This is a genomic window from Nocardia grenadensis (assembly GCF_050942415.1).
GTDB classification, from domain to species: domain Bacteria; phylum Actinomycetota; class Actinomycetes; order Mycobacteriales; family Mycobacteriaceae; genus Nocardia; species Nocardia grenadensis.
Genome location: NZ_CP192054.1, coordinates 1,268,852 through 1,286,420, shown reverse-complemented (window position 1 = coordinate 1,286,420; position 17,569 = coordinate 1,268,852). Strand labels below are relative to the sequence as shown.

Annotated in this window: 16 protein-coding genes and 2 tRNA genes; 4 read left to right on the top strand and 14 right to left on the bottom strand. The window is 67.6% G+C overall.

The window, feature by feature from the left end; all coding sequences use genetic code 11:
* Positions 1–17: 17 nt before the first annotated feature.
* From ACQPYS_RS05750 to ACQPYS_RS05710, 9 genes are all read right to left on the bottom strand, one after another.
* On the bottom strand, positions 18–1,460 hold the full coding sequence (locus ACQPYS_RS05750; protein WP_433491893.1) for a C40 family peptidase: 1,443 nt from the start codon (positions 1,458–1,460) through the stop codon (positions 18–20).
* Positions 1,457–2,290 (bottom strand): hypothetical protein, encoded by an 834-nt coding sequence (locus ACQPYS_RS05745; protein ID WP_433491892.1) that lies wholly within the window; start codon positions 2,288–2,290, stop codon positions 1,457–1,459. Before ACQPYS_RS05745 ends, ACQPYS_RS05750 begins: the two co-directional genes overlap by 4 nt.
* A 7-nt stretch (positions 2,291–2,297) precedes the next feature.
* Positions 2,298–4,823 (bottom strand): ATP-binding protein, encoded by a 2,526-nt coding sequence (locus ACQPYS_RS05740; protein ID WP_431941513.1) that lies wholly within the window; start codon positions 4,821–4,823, stop codon positions 2,298–2,300.
* Positions 4,823–5,419: a hypothetical protein gene (locus tag ACQPYS_RS05735; RefSeq protein WP_433491891.1), complete on the bottom strand. Its 597-nt coding sequence runs from the start codon at positions 5,417–5,419 to the stop codon at positions 4,823–4,825. The genes ACQPYS_RS05740 and ACQPYS_RS05735 overlap by 1 nt, the downstream gene beginning before the upstream one ends.
* A complete protein-coding gene (locus ACQPYS_RS05730) occupies positions 5,416–5,676 on the bottom strand; it encodes a hypothetical protein (protein ID WP_030525365.1) in 261 nt (86 codons plus the stop codon). Before ACQPYS_RS05730 ends, ACQPYS_RS05735 begins: the two co-directional genes overlap by 4 nt.
* Before the next feature lie 17 nt (positions 5,677–5,693).
* Positions 5,694–6,692, bottom strand: a complete 999-nt coding sequence (locus ACQPYS_RS05725) for a conjugal transfer protein (protein WP_433491890.1) — start codon at positions 6,690–6,692, stop codon at positions 5,694–5,696.
* A 90-nt stretch (positions 6,693–6,782) separates the two neighbouring features.
* The gene (locus ACQPYS_RS05720; protein WP_433491889.1) at positions 6,783–7,901 is read right to left on the bottom strand and encodes a GAF domain-containing protein; all 1,119 of its coding nucleotides are present in this window, start codon (positions 7,899–7,901) and stop codon (positions 6,783–6,785) included.
* 529 nt (positions 7,902–8,430) lie between these two features.
* Positions 8,431–9,324 carry an ROK family protein gene (locus ACQPYS_RS05715; RefSeq protein WP_433491888.1) on the bottom strand — a complete coding sequence of 298 codons (894 nt, stop codon included), beginning with the start codon at positions 9,322–9,324 and terminating at the stop codon, positions 8,431–8,433.
* A 44-nt stretch (positions 9,325–9,368) separates the two neighbouring features.
* Positions 9,369–9,818 (bottom strand): hypothetical protein, encoded by a 450-nt coding sequence (locus ACQPYS_RS05710; protein ID WP_157107489.1) that lies wholly within the window; start codon positions 9,816–9,818, stop codon positions 9,369–9,371.
* A 295-nt stretch (positions 9,819–10,113) separates the two neighbouring features.
* Between ACQPYS_RS05710 and ACQPYS_RS05705 the strand changes: the two genes are divergently transcribed.
* Positions 10,114–10,890, top strand: coding sequence for a MerR family transcriptional regulator (locus tag ACQPYS_RS05705; protein ID WP_433491887.1), 777 nt, complete (start codon positions 10,114–10,116; stop codon positions 10,888–10,890).
* A 42-nt stretch (positions 10,891–10,932) separates the two neighbouring features.
* On the opposite strand, the gene ACQPYS_RS05700 is transcribed toward ACQPYS_RS05705, so the two are convergent.
* Positions 10,933–11,006 (bottom strand) — tRNA-Pro (locus ACQPYS_RS05700).
* Between the two features lie 452 nt (positions 11,007–11,458).
* Positions 11,459–11,532: transfer RNA gene (locus tag ACQPYS_RS05695), tRNA-Gly, on the bottom strand.
* A gap of 473 nt (positions 11,533–12,005) precedes the next feature.
* On the opposite strand from ACQPYS_RS05695, the gene ACQPYS_RS05690 reads away from it, so the two are divergent.
* Positions 12,006–12,956, top strand: coding sequence for a diguanylate cyclase domain-containing protein (locus ACQPYS_RS05690; protein ID WP_431941520.1), 951 nt, complete (start codon positions 12,006–12,008; stop codon positions 12,954–12,956).
* 10 nt (positions 12,957–12,966) lie between these two features.
* Here ACQPYS_RS05690 and ACQPYS_RS05685 read toward each other — a convergent pair whose 3' ends face one another.
* Together ACQPYS_RS05685 and ACQPYS_RS05680 are read right to left on the bottom strand one after the other, a co-directional pair.
* Positions 12,967–13,779: an Fpg/Nei family DNA glycosylase gene (locus ACQPYS_RS05685; protein ID WP_433491886.1), complete on the bottom strand. Its 813-nt coding sequence runs from the start codon at positions 13,777–13,779 to the stop codon at positions 12,967–12,969.
* 24 nt (positions 13,780–13,803) lie between these two features.
* A complete protein-coding gene (locus ACQPYS_RS05680) occupies positions 13,804–14,277 on the bottom strand; it encodes a ribose-5-phosphate isomerase (RefSeq protein WP_431941522.1) in 474 nt (157 codons plus the stop codon).
* A gap of 77 nt (positions 14,278–14,354) precedes the next feature.
* Here ACQPYS_RS05680 and ACQPYS_RS05675 point away from each other — a divergent pair, with 77 nt between their 5' ends.
* The gene (locus tag ACQPYS_RS05675; protein WP_063042459.1) at positions 14,355–15,407 is read left to right on the top strand and encodes a M48 family metallopeptidase; all 1,053 of its coding nucleotides are present in this window, start codon (positions 14,355–14,357) and stop codon (positions 15,405–15,407) included.
* Between the two features lie 45 nt (positions 15,408–15,452).
* Here the strand turns inward: ACQPYS_RS05675 and ACQPYS_RS05670 are convergent, their stop codons facing one another.
* Positions 15,453–16,100, bottom strand: a complete 648-nt coding sequence (locus tag ACQPYS_RS05670) for a mycothiol-dependent nitroreductase Rv2466c family protein (RefSeq protein ID WP_433491885.1) — start codon at positions 16,098–16,100, stop codon at positions 15,453–15,455.
* A 215-nt stretch (positions 16,101–16,315) separates the two neighbouring features.
* Between ACQPYS_RS05670 and ACQPYS_RS05665 the strand changes: the two genes are divergently transcribed.
* Complete coding sequence (locus ACQPYS_RS05665; RefSeq protein WP_433491884.1) at positions 16,316–17,536, top strand: NAD(P)/FAD-dependent oxidoreductase; 1,221 nt, start codon at positions 16,316–16,318, stop codon at positions 17,534–17,536.
* Positions 17,537–17,569 lie beyond the last annotated feature (33 nt).

Below are 17,569 nucleotides of genomic sequence, written 5' to 3'. Positions count from 1 at the left end.
CCCGGCACGGCCGGTGATCAGGCGAAGCGCCGTGCCTCGTAACTCTTGGGCAGACTTGTGACCCGAACAACGTCACCGGTTCTCGGTGCGTGCACCACCTGGCCGTTGCCTATATACATCATCACGTGCCCGTACTGACCGTTCTTGTAGCTGGTCGAGGGGAAGATGAGGTCACCTGGCTGGATATTGCTCGGGTTGACCGCCGGGAGTTGCCGATACTGATCGTTGGCGACGCGAGGTATCTTGACCCCCGCCTTCGCGGCCGCGTACTGCGTAAGTCCGGAGCAGTCGAAACTGTTCGGGCCCTCGGCGCCCCACACATAAGGGTCGCCTCGCTGGGCCAGCGCGGTCTTGACCGCGAACTGCGCCCGCTCCGATCCACCATTGACGGTCGACCCCGCGATGGGGGTGAGCTTCACGCCCCCGGGCAATTCCTTTCCCAGGATGTTGTACAGGTACTGGTTGGTGAGCTGGTTGATCGCCGAGGCGGTATCGGCCGAATTCGCCGTACCCCCGGAAACGATCTTGTGCGCGGTCTGCAGTGCCGCGGTGAGGATCCGGCGGACCTTCTGCTGCCCCTCTTTGGTGTACGCCAGCGGACCCAGCTCGGCCAGCGCCGCGTTCGTCTGTTTCAACAGCTGCCGCACGGCATTCTGGTCGACCTTGTTGGTCCCGGCGAGAGTGGAACAGTAGTTCGCCAGCTGTTTGTCCAGATTGTTGAAGGCGGTGGCCCGAGTCGCCTGGAACATCCGCTTGGCCTTGATCATCGCCGGGCCGTCACCGCTGCCGCCGGTCTGGCTTCCGCCGACCTTCTCCCGTAGTTTCTTCACTTCGGGATCTTTAGGCTCCCCTTCGCCGTACATCGCCTCGAGCAGTTTCAGCACCTTCATGGCGCGGTCGGATTGCGGGTCGATCGGCGTGCCGGCCGTTTCGGCAGCGGGCGCCGCGGCGCCGGCACCGGACCCACCGCCCAGCAGCCCGGACAGCGCCGATCCGATCATCGGCAACAGTGCCGAGCCCGCCATCAATGCCATGGGCGCCATCTGCGCCAGCATCTCCGGGTCCACCAGCGGTTCCGGTTCCGGCTCCTCCTTCCGCGTGGCAGGGGCGGCGGGAGCAGCAGCGGGCGGAGCCGGTTGCGCGGACACCGGCGCGGCGACCGCTGGAGGCGCGGCGATCGGGGCCGCGACAGGTGTGACGGGAGGCGCGGAGATCGCGGAGTTCGGCGCGGGCGCGGCGGGCGGCGCCGACACGGAATTGCCGGCGGGGGTGGCGCCGTTCTGCCCCGCGGGACCTGCCGGTGTCGAAGGTGCTCCCGGCGGCGATCCGTTGCCCGTGCCCCTACCCCACTGCCGCCGCTCACCCGGCTGCCAAGGCGAGCCGGACTGCGGCACAGCGTTGTCCGGCTCCGCCTCGCTCTCGGCCTCGACCGGGTAGGGTCCGATTTCCGCGCTGGTCACGCCGCCTCCCCCAGTACCCGTTTGATCTGCACCTCGGCACCGTCGGGGACGCCGAGCCGCACGAACCTGCCGTTGTCCACGGTCACCAGTTCGCGTGGCCCGAGCGCGATACCGGCCTTGGTGGCGGCGTTGTCGCGGTACTCCCAGAACACCACGTCACCCGGTGAGGCCGCGTCCGGGTCGACCAGCTGCCCGCAGTAGCCTTGGGTGCCCACGCTCACCGGCAGCACCACCGCGGGGACTTTTTTCGTGGGATCCCCACAACTCTCCTCGGCGACGGGTGCCGGGGCGCGGGTAGGCGCACACTGTCCGGTCGTGGTGACGATCGAGGCGCTGTAGACCACATCACGTATGTACTCCGCCATGGCCGCCGTTCCTCCGGCTTCGGGATACCGCAGCGCAAGGTCGGCGGCGCAGACCGCCGAGAAGCCGGTATTCGGCTGCCGCAACGGCTGGTCTTGATACGGCGCCGACTGCATCGCCGTGTAACAGGCCCGGTCGCGATCGGTGAGGTCGGTATCGCCGTCTTCGATCTGCATCGCGGCGTAGGGATTAGCGGTGGGACGAGGCGAGGTGGCGGCCGGGTACGAGTCCGGGGCGGAGGTCGTCGTAGTCGGCGCGGTGGGGATCGCGGTACCGGTCGTCGTTCCCAGGGCGATATCGCACTGCCGCTGGTAATCGGTCCGGCCCAGGGAGACCATCTCGCCCAGCGGGGCGATCACCGCTATCACCGTACCGCCGCAGCCGCAGACCAGGATCAGGAAAACGATCAACACGATCGTCCTGAACTGCCGCCCGTCGGGTACGTTCTTGCCCGCCGCCTCGTTCACGTCCCGGTCACCGCACCGCCTCCGGCTCTCGTCGGTCGGTTTTCGCGACGACGGTCGGGGTACTGGTGATGGCTTCGGCCCGGTCCGCCCGGGCCGGCCCCAGCACCTTTCCCCGGCCGATCCGGCTCAGCGCGTCCCGCATGAACATCTCGCCCCGCCGTTCCTCGGGTACCTGCCGGCCCGCCCCCACCGGCGGTGAGGTCTCCTCGCGGAGGGCCTGGAGCAGGAACGGCGCTTCTTCCAGGTCGACTCCGAGCCACTCCAAACTGTTACGGGCCAATGTTTCGTCGCGCTGACGGAACACGAAGCGGTTCGGGATCAGATTGTGCGCCGCGCCCTGGAAGTCGGTGGCCGGATCGTGCGAGGCCAGGCCGATCGCGGCCAGGTGCTTACGTCCGTCTCGGCTGAAGTCCGAGGTCACCGCGGCGCCCACCTGGGTCTGGGTGAAGTGGTGCGCTTCGTCGCCGACCAGCAGGCCGAAGCGGCCGTTGTCGGAGAGGAAGGCCTCCCGCGCCGTCACACCCACCAACTCGTACAGGGCGGTGCCGAGCCGTTTGGTCAGCGGCAGCCGGTTGTACAAGTGCGGGGTGGTGAGTTCCTCGGCGGTCGGCAGCGCCAGCCGGTGGCTGCGCACCACGGTCGCCGCGGCGTCGAGTCGGATCGGCGCCAGGTTCGGGTCGAACAGCACCGGTACCCGTTCCACGATGGTGCCCAGCCGGGCCGCCAGGTCGGAGTACTCCTCGAGTGAGCCCGGTTGGTCACGCAACCGGCAGACCACGCGGAACAGGTCCAGCAGACTGGCGATCCCGTGTTCGGCGATGCCGCGGGGCGAGAGCAGATTGCTGATGACCGCGCCGGTACCCGAGGTGGGCGACAGGTCCAGCAGCGGCAGTACGGAATCCAGTGCGCGTTCACCGGCCACCCGTGGATCGAAAAGGCGCAACGGGTCCAGCGATACCGTCGGGTTGGCGAGGTCGATGATCACCGCATCGTCGATGGCGGACGCGAAATGCTCCCATTCCCCGACCTGACTGCGATCGATCGCGAGGAACTGCCCGCCCATATCGTGCACGAGCACGGCCATCAGCTTCAGGAAATACGATTTACCGGAACCCAGTTCGCCGGTCACCGCGAAGGAGGCCGACAGGTCGTGCAGCGCCGCTTCCATGATCCCGAAATGGATGGGTTCGAAATGGCCGGACAGCAGATTGATACCGATCACCGGACCGCTGTCGTCACCGATCTGATTGGTGGTGAACGGTACGAAACCGGCCCACATATCGGAGGGGACGATATGGGCGAAATCATCGAAGGCACGACGCGGCGGACTGCCCGGAATCAGGAGCGACCACAGATCGACCTGCGCGCCGACCGGCGCGACCATCTCCACCTGGAATCGCTTGTACCGGCGCCGCAGGGTGTTTACCGCATCCATGGTCTCGTCGCGGGACGGGCCGCCCACCGCGATGACCGTGGTGAAGGAGACCTCCGATTCCCCGCCGTTCACCTCGAAGTGCTGATTGTATTCGCCCAGCATCTGTGCCTTGGACATCAGCGTGTTCTGCGCGAAGGAGATCTCCTGATCGCGCTGGTCCATCTGCTCGCCGAGACGGCGCAGGTTCACCTCGTTCGCCTTGAGCACCTGATCGGCGGGTTTGGTGGAGATTCGCATCCCCCAGTCGACGGTCACATCACCGAGGCCGTCGATCACACTCAGGAATTCGCTGCCACCGGGAAACATCATGCCCGCGTAGGGGAAAGAACGCGGAGTGAGCATCGCCTGATACGACGGCCGGTATCCGGTATCCGGTTGCACCACCTTGATCACCGGTACGAACGAGGGACGCAACCGACGCTGCGAATCGGCTCGGGCGCCCTCGTCCAGGGCCGCGGATTTGAATACCGCCGCGGTCGCGTCGTCCAGGGCACCCGCCCGGGTGGGCGCTATCGGATCGCCCACCGCGCCGCGGGCCAGGTAGTGCTCCCACAGCCACTGGAACATGGCGGCCGGCACCGGCACCGGATCGAACTCGCTACCGACACGGGAGAGGATCTCGTTCGCCTCATCCTCGTAGGCATCCAGTTCGGCGCGCGAGATGGCGGTGGCGTCGATGGTGGTGGTACTGCCCCGCCACATCCGCGACAGCGCGGAGATTCCGCTCGTGTTCGCGGTGCCGACCGGGATCGACAGCAGGAAGATCCGGGTCTGCGGGGAAATGGCCCGGACCCGTTCGTAGGAGGCGAACACCTCGTCGGCGTAGTCGGCGCATTCGTCCAGATCCACGCCCTCGACCATTTTGCTCAGCACATCGATCGTGTTCTGCCGGGCCTGGATGCCGAGTAGCAGCGAACCGTTCGGCAGATTGTTGACCAGCGAATGATGCGCGAGTTTGACATCGAACTTATCGCTCGCCTTACGCAACCCGTAACCGAGCGGAGTGATGAAATAGGTCGCGGTGACCAACCCGGTGTGGGTGAACTGCAGGTGTCCGCGAATCGCGGCCGTGGGTTGTAGATCCCGGTTGAACCCCATCAGCGTCCCTCTCCGCTCTTCGGCCGCCCCCCGTTACCGTTGATCATCGTCCGCCAGTTCGACGGCGTGCCGGACGCGACGGCGGGTTCGACCACTTCCACCGGACGCAGGAAGCGTTTCGTACCCAGCATTTCCAGGATCTGACCGCCCCGGGCGGCCGCTCGTTTGCCGCGTTCCCTGGCCGGCACCGGGGTAGTCGGCTCGTGGGGCAGGATCGCCACCACTGTCTCCTCGACGAACATGGTGATCCGGGCCGATTCCGGAGTCACCGGCATCCCCGAGGCGAGGGCCGGTTTCGGATACAGGATCAGCCGGCCGAACCACACGACCCGGGACAACAGCCGCACCCCGGTGTAGGGGATCAGGCCGAGCCCGAACCCGATGACGACGGTCAGTGCCACACCGACCAGAAAGGTGATCGCCGGATTCACCGGCAGGGTCATCGCGCCGACGCCCGTGAGTATCAACCCCACGGCTACACCCGCCACCTGCGGCAGGGTGTAGGGCCCGAACGGCAGCTTCTGACCGTTCTGGGCCTTGCCGATCATGGTGGGGACACGTTTGACCGGCGTGAAGACCTTGATCACCTGGGTCACCTATAACCGCCCACGGGGTGATCCGGCACGATCATGTTGGCGTCGCCGCGGGCGTAGTTCACCAGCGTCGGCAACATCCAGAACAGCACCGCGGCCAGGATCGCCGAACCGGCGACGCCCAGGATCTTCGCCGGGGACAGTTTGGATTTCGCCGCCTCCGAGATCATCACACCCATCGACACGATGGTGATGAGGATCAGGCCCGCCCAGCGGACGAAGACGAGAATGCCGTACAGGATATTGGATATATTGCCCATGGGTTGGTCGCCTCACGTCAGTTCTGGGTGGCCGGTGGAATCTCTACGGTCGTGGTCGGAGCTCCGGTGGTGTTACCGGGCGCCGGGCCGGCTTTCTCCCCCTGCGGTGCGACGGCGGTGAGTGGTTCTTTCAGCGCGGGCAGCGTTTCGATGATCCGCACCTGCCATTGCCCGTCCCCACGCACCATCGTCAGTGGATAGGCCAGCGCCGGAGCGGCACCCGCCGGCCCCTTCGGGGTCACGGTCGCCAAGATCCGGGCGGTCTCACCGGCGGTACCGCAGGCGGAGTCCTCGGCGGTGACGGCCACCGTGCTCAGTTCGGTGAACGGTGCCGGACGTAACGCGGCGATACCGGACTCGACGGTCACATACCGCGCGACATCTCCCGTTCCGGTCAGGTAGGCGGTCAGGAATCCGGTGGCGACCTGCGTGAACGCGGTCTCTTCCCCGCACGGTGCCGAATAGGCCTGCGCGAGATCGGCTCCGATACCGGGCGGCTGCACCGCGGCGGGCAGGGTGAGCGCCCGCAGGTTGCCCTCCGATACCGAGACCGGGACCCGGTAGTACTGCCGCGGGCCGTCGGTCTGGCCGCGTCCCACATGCACCGACACCGTCACCGACCAGACCTCCACGGTCCCGACGGAAAGCGTCCGGGTGGTGTACACGACGATCGGGTCACGGACCTGCTGGCCGGTTTTGGGTAGCGCGATTTGCTGGGATCCGCCCACATATCGCGACAGTGATTCCTGTTGCGCGGTTCCGGCGCTCAGATAGGCGACGACGAAATCCTCGGCGAAGGAACCGGCCAGCCGGTCGTGACCGGCGACGGTCACCATCGCGTCGTCACCCGGGGGCTGCGGGTCGGCGGCGAAGAAGCTGTAGACGGCGTGGCCGCCGCCCAGGACCGCGAGGACGGCCAGAACGACCACGACAATATTGTCGCGGCGCCTGCGCGCGGCCATCCGGCGAAGCAGCGCTTCGCCCGAATCCGCACGTCCGGCCACCCCAGTCCTCACTCTCGAAATGGTAAAGAGCAGCCCCGCGATCGACCGGCGATTTCTTCCCACAACTGGGGACTCGACTGTTCCGGCACGGGTACCGCGGCGCTAGGACACGGTGCTGTGCCGCCACCGGCCCGCCAGCCGATAGCGGAGCTGATCGTCGTACCCGATCGGCGAACCCGGCGCGGCCAGATCCGTCGGTTCCGGTTCCACCATGGGTATATCGTCGGCCACCCGGACCAATTGGGCGATCGCCAGCTCCCGATTGGAGAACCCGGGATAGGGATAGAGCAGTAGCGAGGTCGGGGTGTAGCCCCCCGCATAGTTGAGGGTCCGCAGTGTCACCCCGGCGCTTTCCCCGCTGCGCACCTGTGAACCCAGTTCCACCAACCGGACCCGATCATCGGGATGGAATACATCGACCGGACGGAACAGGTAATCCCAGCGGATCCAGGGCGCCGGATCGGTCAGCCAATGCGAGATGCTCGTATGCGCCAGCTGGACCACCGCCAGGTGGTTTCCCGCACGCCGGTGCGCCTCGCGCAGTCCGACACTCTCCAAGGTCGGCCAGACGGCCGGGTCACTGTCGGAGGTGATGTCCTCTATGAGCCACCGGGCTCCGCGCAGATACTCGTCATCGCGCGCCCGGACCGTGATCCGCCACCGGGTGGCGCGTCCCGCGTTGCGCAGCACCGAAACCTCGAACTGCAGTTTGTCCCCGGGCACCGGCCGGTACAGGAGATCGAGCACTTCGGCGTGCCGATCGAAGGCCGAGATCCGGTGGAAGAATTCCGCGATGGACATCCGCGGCACATATTCCTCGGGCGCGATTCCCGACAGCGCGGTGATACCGCTGGGTTGCGCGAGGGTCTGACTGTCCAGATCCCAGATCACCCCGACCGCTCGCGGCAGCGGCGGCACCGGCCCTTTCTCCGGTCCGGCCCACCAGCGCACGGCGTGCACCTCGCCGCCGGGACCGAAGACCGGACGCACCAACAGTTTGTGTGGGCCGGCCCTGGTCGCAACGATTTTGTCCACCTCGGCCGCGCCCTCGATCGAGGCACGCAGCACCTCGGTGATATCGCGGGTACTCAGCCCGTCGTACAACGCGGGCGTGCGGGCGAGCTGCCGCTGCAGCACCCGCCGCCAGTCGGCGAACTCACGTGCGGCATCCCCGACCGACGCGACCGAGAATCCTTCCGGCGCCAAAGTTTCGACCGTCACCCAGGGGATCACTGCGCCCTCTCATCGCGTGCGTCCTACCGTTGCGCGGTGGGTGCCTCAAACGAGACATCGGCCGCAGAACATAATGTACCGTTGCGCAGCGGTACGTTCAACAGTGGACCTTGGGCGTAACGCGAAGAACGGAACCGGCAACCGGGCAAACCAGCAACCCCCGTTGACCGGGCGCGCCGATAGCCGGCCGAGCGATTCTACGGAAACCATTGGCGACATGAAAAGTTCAGGTCTCGCATCGGCTACCGGCGCGGCGCCCCGTCCGCGCCGGACCGGACGTTGAATACTGGCACCGACCTGCGCTAATCATTGGCAAATCACCCGACGGAGACTACGACCGCCCGATCTCGATCGGGGACGCGGAAGGCGAGCCGGGCCGCCGTGCCGACGGGGCACCGGAACGACGGCCCGGGTCATCGCCGTGGCGGATGCCGGAACGGGGGCGGAGATCGCTCTGCCGAACAGCCCTACCGGGGATTCCGGTGCCATCCCACGACAGGCGGACCGAGCGCCCGGATCAGTCGTTCTGTGTCGTCAGGGCGATAACGCCCGCACCGGCCAGCAGACCGAGGTCTTCCAGCTCGGAGGGCACCGCCCGCAGGCCTGTCAGAAAAGGCAGCCGCGCGTGCCTCGCGATCGCATTGTGCAGCGACTTCCACAGCGCCGTCCCGGGCGCGGCGATCGGCCCGCCGATCACTACCCGATCGATATCGAGCAGGGGTGCCATCGAGGCGATGGCCCGGCCCAGCGCTGTCCCGGCCCGCTCCAGCGCGGCCACCGCGATCCGGTCGCCGGCCTGCGCGTCCTGCGCGAGGGCCTCGATCGAGTCGCCGACCCAGCCCTCGTTCCGCGCCCATTTGGTCAGTGCGGCACCGCCGGCCACCGACTCCAGACAGCCGCGGCCGCCGCATACACAGGGTTCGTCGTAGCCGGGCACCAGCATATGGCCGATCTGGCCCGCGTTGCCGGTGCGCCCGACCACGACGAATCCGCCGACCATGACCCCGCCGACGATCATGTCCGACAGGTAGATCGACACCGAGTCCATGATCTCCTGGGTGGCGCCGAAATGACGTTCGGCCAGGGCCAGGCATACGCCGTCGAGCGCCATCGCCACCACCGCGGACGGAAACAGCTTCTGCACCGATTCCACGAGCGGAAACCCGGCCTGCCACTCGCGGACCTGCTCCGGAGCGACCACCCCGGACGCCATGTCGATGGGGCCGCTGGAGGCGATACCGACCGCGGTGACATCGCGCCCCGCGGCGATACCGAGCAGCAACTCCCGCACCCGATCCCAGGCCGCGTCCTGCGGGACAGGGATTCGTTCGACCCCGTCGGCCCCGACGTCGTCGGCGATCTCGATTGCGGCGAACCGGGTCGGACCGATCTCCAACGCCAGGATTGTCATCTACGCACCACCAGAGCTAGATCCATGTTTGCCCCGGAGCATAGTCAGACAGCCGCCGGCTCCGTCGGCCGAAGTGGGCGACCCAGCACGATATGCCGTTTCGGAGCCCCGGCGACCGTCGTGCCGTGAGTGGGGCGCGGGCCGTTGCGGATGATCCGCATCGGACGCTTGTGGTCGATGGGCACAGTGCGGTGCCGGTCGAGGTTCTCGATGACATTGCCCGAGTTGTCGTAGGCGACGCCCGCCCAGATCATGGCTCGCGGCGCATCGCCTCGCTCGATGAGGGTCTGCGCCAGTCGGCTGCACTGCGCGAACAGCGGGCAGCCATAGCAGATGCGCACTGCTGAATGCCAGGCTTCCGGAGTGCCGGAGTCGAGGTCCCAGCTGTCGGGCACCTCCGCACACGGGGGCCGCTGCGCCGATTTCGCGGTCGCCGGGAGCGGCGTCGCGGGAAGCCGGGAAGTAGTGGTGGCGCGGGGTGTAACCACACTCACGGAACGAATTCGCATTGTGCTCATAACCGTCTCCGGAACTGCCGAGGGCACGCCGGGTTGAACCGATACGTGTCCCGTTGGTCGGGCGGAACGTCAGGGCTGCTCAACAGTCCCCGGAAACCAGCTGATGTCAGCTGCATCACGCACGTTAGAGCACGGAAGGCTATTGAGGCAAGGGCTCATGCCGTTAGGTAACGGGACGTTGACATGTTTTTCACATCTTTTAGCCGCTGCTCAGCGGTTCGTTTGGTTACGGACCGTTTATCTACGGGCCCGATTATGGTTTCCTATACGTATGGCTGGCGAATCCGAGTACACGATCGACGAGCTGGCGCGGGCTGCCGAAACCACCGTGCGCAGCGTCCGCGTGTACCACGAGCGTGGGCTGCTGCCCTCGCCCGACGTCCGGGGCCGGATCGGCTACTACGGCTCGGACCACCTCAACCGGTTGCAGACCATCAGCCGTCTACTCGGCCGGGGTATGAAACTGAACGGCATCCGGGAACTCCTGGCCGCCTGGGACCGCGGCGACGGCCTCGGGGACGTACTGGGGGTTACCGACCAGACCGTCAGCACACCCGGGCGGCAAGCCCCGGTCGCGGCGAAGCCGGAGCCCGAAGAGCCGGCCCACGAACTTCCCGAATATGTCCAGCAGGCACTGGCCGCCAGTGACGACCCCTTCGACGTGTACCGGGTCACCAACCCACGCTGCAGCGATCTGGCCACCCGGCTCACCGACGCCGGCCTGCCCGCCGCCGCCACTTTCCATCTGGTCGAACGTATGCGTGCCGATTGCGACCGCATCGCCGACCGCTACGCCGCCGAAATCTTCTATGTCCTGGCGAGCCGCGCCTACGAGCAATCCGAACGAAACCCCAAGGACCGCACCAAACTGGAGACCGACCTGGCCATCGCGCGGCTGATCGTCACCCGGGCCGCGTCCGAATTGATCGACCAGGCCTTCGGACGCCGCGCGGAGCTCCCGGCGCCGGAAGTGGAGATCGGGCTGCCCCGTACCGGTCAGCAAAGCGCGGTGAACGACGGGAAACAGCCGTCGCGGTCGCGGATCTGAGGTGCCGCACCGAGGCGGCGCGGCGATGCGAACGAACAATTGTCGGGGTGACAGGATTTGAACCTGCGACCACCCGCTCCCAAAGCGGGTGCGCTACCAAGCTGCGCCACACCCCGTCGAGAACAAGATGCCACGCATTCACGGCGAAGGCAAACCACACCGGAGCCCCGCCCCGACGCCGACGGTAGGCAGCAGACCGGGCACGGAAGGCCGGAGGCGGCGGTCGGCCCCGCTCGGCCGACGACAACTTCACCAGGTCCGGCTTCGGCCACTATCCCACGGATCCGCACGCACCGGCCCGGTCTCCGGTGGGCCGCCGCGGTGATCACCCCCTGATCGTCACCTTCTTCAGTAATCCCGACTACCCCGGCGGGCCACTACGGGCCGCGAGCGGCCCGGGTGGCAGCCGTACGCCGGACGGACGGACTCGCATGTCGACGTCCGAGCCACACCGACGGCCGATGGAAGAAGGGGAGCGAGCCGGAGACCGGGGGCGCACCCGCCGGTACGCCCGGCTCTCAGCCCGCGGAACTACGAAAAAAGACCCTGCTGGCAGGGTCTTTTCAGGTGGAGCGGGTGACGGGAATCGAACCCGCACCATCAGCTTGGAAGGCTGAGGTTCTACCATTGAACTACACCCGCGTGCATACGATATCCATGGGATCGCCACGATATCGCGTGCACAGCGACTCTACCCAATCGCGGTTTCATTTCGCCAATCAGCCCCGCACCGGCGCGGATCGCACCGGTTGCACCGGGCCCGGGCAGACCGCGCCGACCCGCCAGTGACGGGAAGACCGCATTCCGGGTCACCGGGCCGGGCCGGGTGCGGCCGCGATACTTCTACAAAAGTGTGTAACGCAAGAGTTTCCGCGACGATAGGAGCAGAGATCACTGTTGTACCGGGGCCCGGAACCTGTTCTAGAACGCAGGTCGGCGGGTTCCACCATCTTGCTACGATCTTCTTGCCGGACGGGGTATCTGGAAAGGGGGCGGTAGCGTGCACCCGACAAGGTGGACCATCCGCATAGCAGTGCGACAGAGCCGGCCCAGCCCGGTACCGACGTGGCGGACCCTGATCCGCGGCGTGAGCTCCACCGATACCGGTGGTCGAGATGACCGCTGAGTCCCGGCCACCCGTCCGTTCCACGGCACGGGAGTGGGCGCTGGCCGCCGGCGCCCAACCCGACGCCGATATCAGTGCCGCCGAGATCGAACCCGTGCTCGTCGAAATCCTCGAGCAGCTGCTGCACCTCACCGTTTCCGACCCCTTCCCGATTCGCGCGGCCCGCCGACTGGGTGCCCGCCTCTGCGCCGAACCGCTGCACCGGGTCCGGATGCTCGCGCTGGTCACCCGCACCCTGCTCGGCTTTCCGGCCGGCCCACGCGGATCCCTGGTGGCCACCCGGTGGCCGCTGGTGGCCAGCCAGGCCATCGACAGTTATGCCCAGGCGCTGCAGGAGCTGGCCCTGGCCCAGCAGAAGAAGAATCTCTCCGACGAGGCCACGCAACGGGTCCGCGAATTCGCCGCGCTGCAGCAGCGGCTCGAGCACGAGGCCACCCACGACGCACTGACCGGGCTGGCCAATCGCACACTGCTGCGCAAGCGGGTACGCATGATGGCCGAACAGGCCGACCGCGGAGTAGGTCTGCTGGTGGTGGATCTGGACCGGTTCAAGCAGATCAACGACGGCTACGGTCACGCGGTGGGCGACGAGGTACTGGTCGAACTGGCCAAGCGGCTGCGGGAGGTGGCGCCGCCGGGCGCGGTGGTGTGCCGCTACGGCGGGGACGAGTTCGTATTGGCGGCCGGGATGGCCGACAACCGTGTCGCCGAACTGGCCCACGCCATCGTGCACGCGCTGAACGATTCCGTGTGGTCGTCGGCGGGACCGGTACCGGTCTCGGCCAGCGTCGGCACCACCTATGCCCCGCCGCAGGACCGCAGCGAACTGGCCGAATTGCTGCGCCGGGCCGATCAGGCGATGTACTCGGCGAAAACCGCGGGCGGGCACCGGTACGCCGGAGCGGAAACGCTGGGTACCGATACGGCCGTCGCGGGTTGATCCGCGCGGCTCAGGCGGGCTGGCACTGCGTGCACCAGAACAGGTTCCGGCCCTCCAGCACCGTATGCCGCACCGGTTCGCTGCAGCATCGGCAGGGTTCACCCGCCCGGCGGTAGACATAGGTGCGCGGCCGGTCCGCGGCATAGGAGGGCGCGCCGTGATCGTGCTCCGGCCGCACCACATGCATTTTTCCGCGACGCACACCCACGCGCATCAGGTCGACCAGGTCGGCCCACAGCGCCGACCATTGCGCGGCGGTCAGTTCCGCGCCCTGGCGTTGCGGGGAGATGCCGTGCCGGAACAGTACTTCCGCGCGATATACATTGCCCACGCCGGCGATCACCCGCTGATCCATGAGCAGGGATCCGATACTGCGCCGCGAGCGGCGGATCCGCGCCCACGCCCGGTCCGGGTCGGCGTCCGGGCGCAGCGGGTCGGGTCCGAGCCGGGCGATGAGCGCCTCGGTCTCCGGCAGGGTGAGGATCTCACAGGCGGTGGGGCCGCGCAGATCGGTGCCGAACCCGCGGCCGTCGCGACCCGGCCCGGTCAGCCGCATCCGGACCTGCCCCACCGGCTCGGGCATCGGCAGCTCCGATTCGCTGAAGGTGCCGTACAAGCCCAGGTGGATGTGCACGTACAGCTCGCCCTCGTATTCGTGGAGCAGATGTTTGCCCCACGCCCCGGAGCGGACGAGAACCCGGCCGTCTACCCGTGCGGCTCCCGTCGCGAACTTCCCCTGCGGGCTCGTCACCCGCACCACCGCGCCGGCCAGCCGCTGTTCGTGCCGGCGGGCGAGGCGGTGCAGAGTGTGACCTTCCGGCACCCGACTACTCGCTCGCCCGGTGGATCAGTGGGCGGGTAGCGCCGGCGGTTCGCCGGTCTTCTCGTAGTCGGCGAGGATATCGATCCGACGCTGATGCCGCTCCTCGTCGGACCACGGGGTCTCGATGAAGGCGTCCACGATCGCCAGTGCCTCGTCGCGCGAGTGCATCCGGCCACCGATACCGATCAGCTGCGCGTTGTTGTGTTCCCGCGCCAGGCGGGCGGTCTCGACGCTCCAGGCCAGCGCGCACCGCGCACCCGGCACCTTGTTCGCGGCGATCTGCTCGCCGTTACCGCTGCCCCCGAAGACCAGGCCCAGGCTGCCCGGGTCGGCGACGGTGCGGCGGGCCGCCTCGATGCAGAAGGCGGGATAGTCGTCGAGCGCGTCGTAGACGAGGGCGCCGCAGTCGACGACCTCGTGACCGGCCTTTTCCAGGTGGTCCTTGACGGCGTTCTTCAATTCGAAACCGGCGTGATCGGCACCCAGGTATACGCGCATGGCTGCGATTCTGTCAGGCCTCCTGCCGGGCGCCGACGGCGGGCGGGTTCACCAGCTCACTGCCTAGAGTCGTGGGTATGCAGCCGCACGACCCTCCGCAGCCGTCCGGATCCGGCCCCGGCGCCGCCTGGTCCGCGAGTACACCGGAGCCCGGGCCCTACCCGTGGCTCACCGACCATCCCGGCTCGTCCGTTCCGCTCCCGGGCGGATACCCCCCACCGCCGGTGCCGCGGCACGAGCCCCGCGGGCTGTCGCCGTTCGGAATGCCCGCCCGGCACAGCTGGGAGATCCCGCTGCTGGTCGTGGTGATACTGCTCACCGCTGTCTCGTATGTGCTGGCTTTTCTGTTCCTGTTCCTCGGGCTGGTCAACCAGTTCATCCTGATCCTGGTGGCGGCCCCGCTGCTGCTCTGGTTCGGTCGCGGCGTCAACCTGTCGTCGCAGCGGGTGAACGGGGTGAAGATGTCACCCTCCCAGTTCCCCGAGGGATATCGGATGGTGCAGGAGGCCGCGGCCCGCTTCGGCATGGCCAGTGCCCCGGACGCCTACGTGGTGCTGGGCAACGGTCGGATCAACGCCTTCGCCTCCGGGCACGGTTTCCGCCGCTACGTGGTCGTATACAGCGATCTGTTCGAGATCAGCGGCGCCGCCCGGGAGCCGGACGCCCTGGCCTTCATCATCGGTCACGAAGTAGGCCATATCGCGGCCGGTCACACCTCCTATTGGCGACAGCTCGGCATGTTCCTGGCGCCGTTCCTACCGATCCTGGGCAACTCGCTGATCCGTGCCCAGGAGTACACCGCCGACAACCACGGCTACTGCCACCGGCCGCAGGGGGCACCGGCCGCGATGGGCACCCTGGCTGCCGGGAAGTATCTGAACTCGCTGGTGGGATTCGATGAGATGGCCGACCGCGCGGCCCAGGAGCGCGGATTCTTCGTCTGGATGGTCAACGCGACGACCTCGCATCCCGTGCTGACCTGGCGTATGTGGGCGCTGCGCGATCGCAGCCGGCACGGGAGGCTGTTCTGGCGGCCCGGCCCGGGCCCGCAGCGATTCGGCCCGATGCCCGGACGGCCACCGGCGACCGGGCCCGGTGACGCCCTCACGCTGTCGAAAGGTTCGTACTGAACCGGACAGGTCGCGGCCCTCGAGCGGACACCGCGACCTCGCGGCTCAGTCGAATTCCGGGCTCTCGTCCCGGGTGCGCTTGAGTTCGAAGAAATGCGGATAGGCCGCGAGCGTCACCACGGCGTCCCACAGTTTGCCCGCTTCCTCACCGCGCGGAATATGGGAGAGCACCGGGCCGAAGAACGCGACCCCGTTGACGTGGATGGTCGGCGTGCCGACATCCGGACCGACCTTGTCCATCCCGGCGTGATGGCTCTTGCGCAGCGCCTCGTCGTATTCGCTGCTCTCGGCGGCGGCCGACAATTCGGCCGGCAACCCGGCCTCCGCGAGCGCGTCCGCCACGATCGCGGCGAAAGTGCCCAAGCGGTCGTCCTCGCGCTCGAACTCGGCGCGGCGATTGTGGAACCGGGTCCCCAGCGCGGTGTACAGGGGCGACAGGATCTCCTCGCCGTGCTGTTCGGCCGCGGCGACAGCCACCCGGACCGGCCCCCAGGCGTAGGTCATGAGCTCCTGGTACTCCGGCGGCAGATCGCGGCCCTCGTTGAGCACCGCCAGACTCATCACATGGAACCGCGTCTCGATATCGCGGACCTTCGCGACCTCGAGGATCCACCGGGAGGTGATCCAGCACCACGGGCACAGGGGGTCGAACCAGAATTCGGCAAGGTCCTTCTTCTCGGCCGAGTCGGGCACGTTGCGTTCCTCTCCACGGGTCGGCGGTGGATACCACCCACCGCCACGGCTACCGCCGCAGTGCCGGCCGGTCGCCGGACACGGGCGCTGTAACGAGCAACCCCGGCGGATGGATTTTCGTTCCCGATCCGGCCCGGAGATCGGTGCTGCCCTTTGTAGGCTGGCAGAGGATTCGGATCGTCGCTGGAACCACCCACCACAAGGGAGTATCAGCCATGACCTCTGCGCAGCATTTCCTCATTGTCGGCGCCGGACTGGCCGGGGCGAAAGTCGCCCGGGCGCTGCGGGACAACGATTTCGACGGGCACATCACCCTGGTCGGCAGGGAAGAGCGGCTGCCGTACGAGCGGCCGCCCTTGTCCAAGGAGTACCTGGCCGGAACGAAGCCGGTCGAGGAGTTCACGGTGGAGACCTCGGCCTGGTATCGGGACAACGCGGTGGATCTGCGGCTGGGCACGGAGGCCACCTCGATCGACCGGGCCGCCCGGACCGTCACTCTCGCCGACGGCTCGGCACTGGAATACGACAGACTCGCGCTGGCCACGGGCGCGGAGTCCCGGAGGTTGCCCATTCCCGGCGCGGACGCCGAGGGTGTGTACACCCTGCGCACGCTGGAGGAATCGGATGCCCTGATCGAACTGTTCCGCACCACGCGGCGCCTGGTGGTGATCGGGGCCGGCTGGATCGGGCTCGAGGTCACCGCGGCGGCGCGCGCCGCGGAGGTGGCGGTCACCGTCCTCGAAACCGGCTCCGCGCCGCTGTTGGGCGCGCTCGGCCCGGAAATGGGCGAGGTATTCGCGGATCTGCACCGCGACCACGGGGTCGACCTGCGTTTCGGCGCGCAGGTCCAGCAGATCACCACCGCGGACGGGCGCGCGACCGGTGTCGCGCTCACGGACGGCACCGAATTCGCCGCGGACACGGTACTGGTCGCGGTGGGGGCGAAGCCGAATATCGAACTCGCCGAGAATTCCGGCCTCCTGACCGATAGCGGCATTCTCGTCGATGCGAGTCTGACCAGCAGTGATCCGAATATCGTCGCGGTGGGCGATATCGCCGAGCAGGATCACCCGGTCCTGGGCCGCCGTATCCGGGTGGAGCATTGGGCGAACGCGTTGAATCAGCCCGCGGTAGCGGCCGCGGCCATGCTCGGCCGCGCCGCGTCCTACGACCGGCTCCCCTACTTCTTCACCGACCAGTACGACCTCGGCATGGAGTACACCGGCTTCGCCGCACCCGGCGACTACGAGCAGGTGGTTGTCCGCGGTGACCGCGAGGGCCGGGAATTCGTCGCGTTCTGGCTCGATCCCCAGCACCGGGTCCTGGCGGGGATGAATGTGAACGTGTGGGATGTCGGTGATCGGATCAAGGAGCTGATCCTTTCCGGTGAGCCGGTCGACCCGGCCCGGCTGGCCGACCGTTCGACACCGTTGTGATCCGTGACCCACATCACCTCGAGCCCGACTCGG

Coding starts and splice junctions, on each gene's coding strand:
- ACQPYS_RS05665 (WP_433491884.1), top strand. CDS start 16,316: ATGACCTCTGCGCAGCATTTCCTCATTGTCGGCGCCGGACTGGCCGGG.
- ACQPYS_RS05740 (WP_431941513.1), bottom strand. CDS start 4,823: ATGGGGTTCAACCGGGATCTACAACCCACGGCCGCGATTCGCGGACAC.
- ACQPYS_RS05690 (WP_431941520.1), top strand. CDS start 12,006: ATGACCGCTGAGTCCCGGCCACCCGTCCGTTCCACGGCACGGGAGTGG.
- ACQPYS_RS05675 (WP_063042459.1), top strand. CDS start 14,355: ATGCAGCCGCACGACCCTCCGCAGCCGTCCGGATCCGGCCCCGGCGCC.
- ACQPYS_RS05680 (WP_431941522.1), bottom strand. CDS start 14,277: ATGCGCGTATACCTGGGTGCCGATCACGCCGGTTTCGAATTGAAGAAC.
- ACQPYS_RS05730 (WP_030525365.1), bottom strand. CDS start 5,676: ATGGGCAATATATCCAATATCCTGTACGGCATTCTCGTCTTCGTCCGC.
- ACQPYS_RS05715 (WP_433491888.1), bottom strand. CDS start 9,324: ATGACAATCCTGGCGTTGGAGATCGGTCCGACCCGGTTCGCCGCAATC.
- ACQPYS_RS05705 (WP_433491887.1), top strand. CDS start 10,114: ATGGCTGGCGAATCCGAGTACACGATCGACGAGCTGGCGCGGGCTGCC.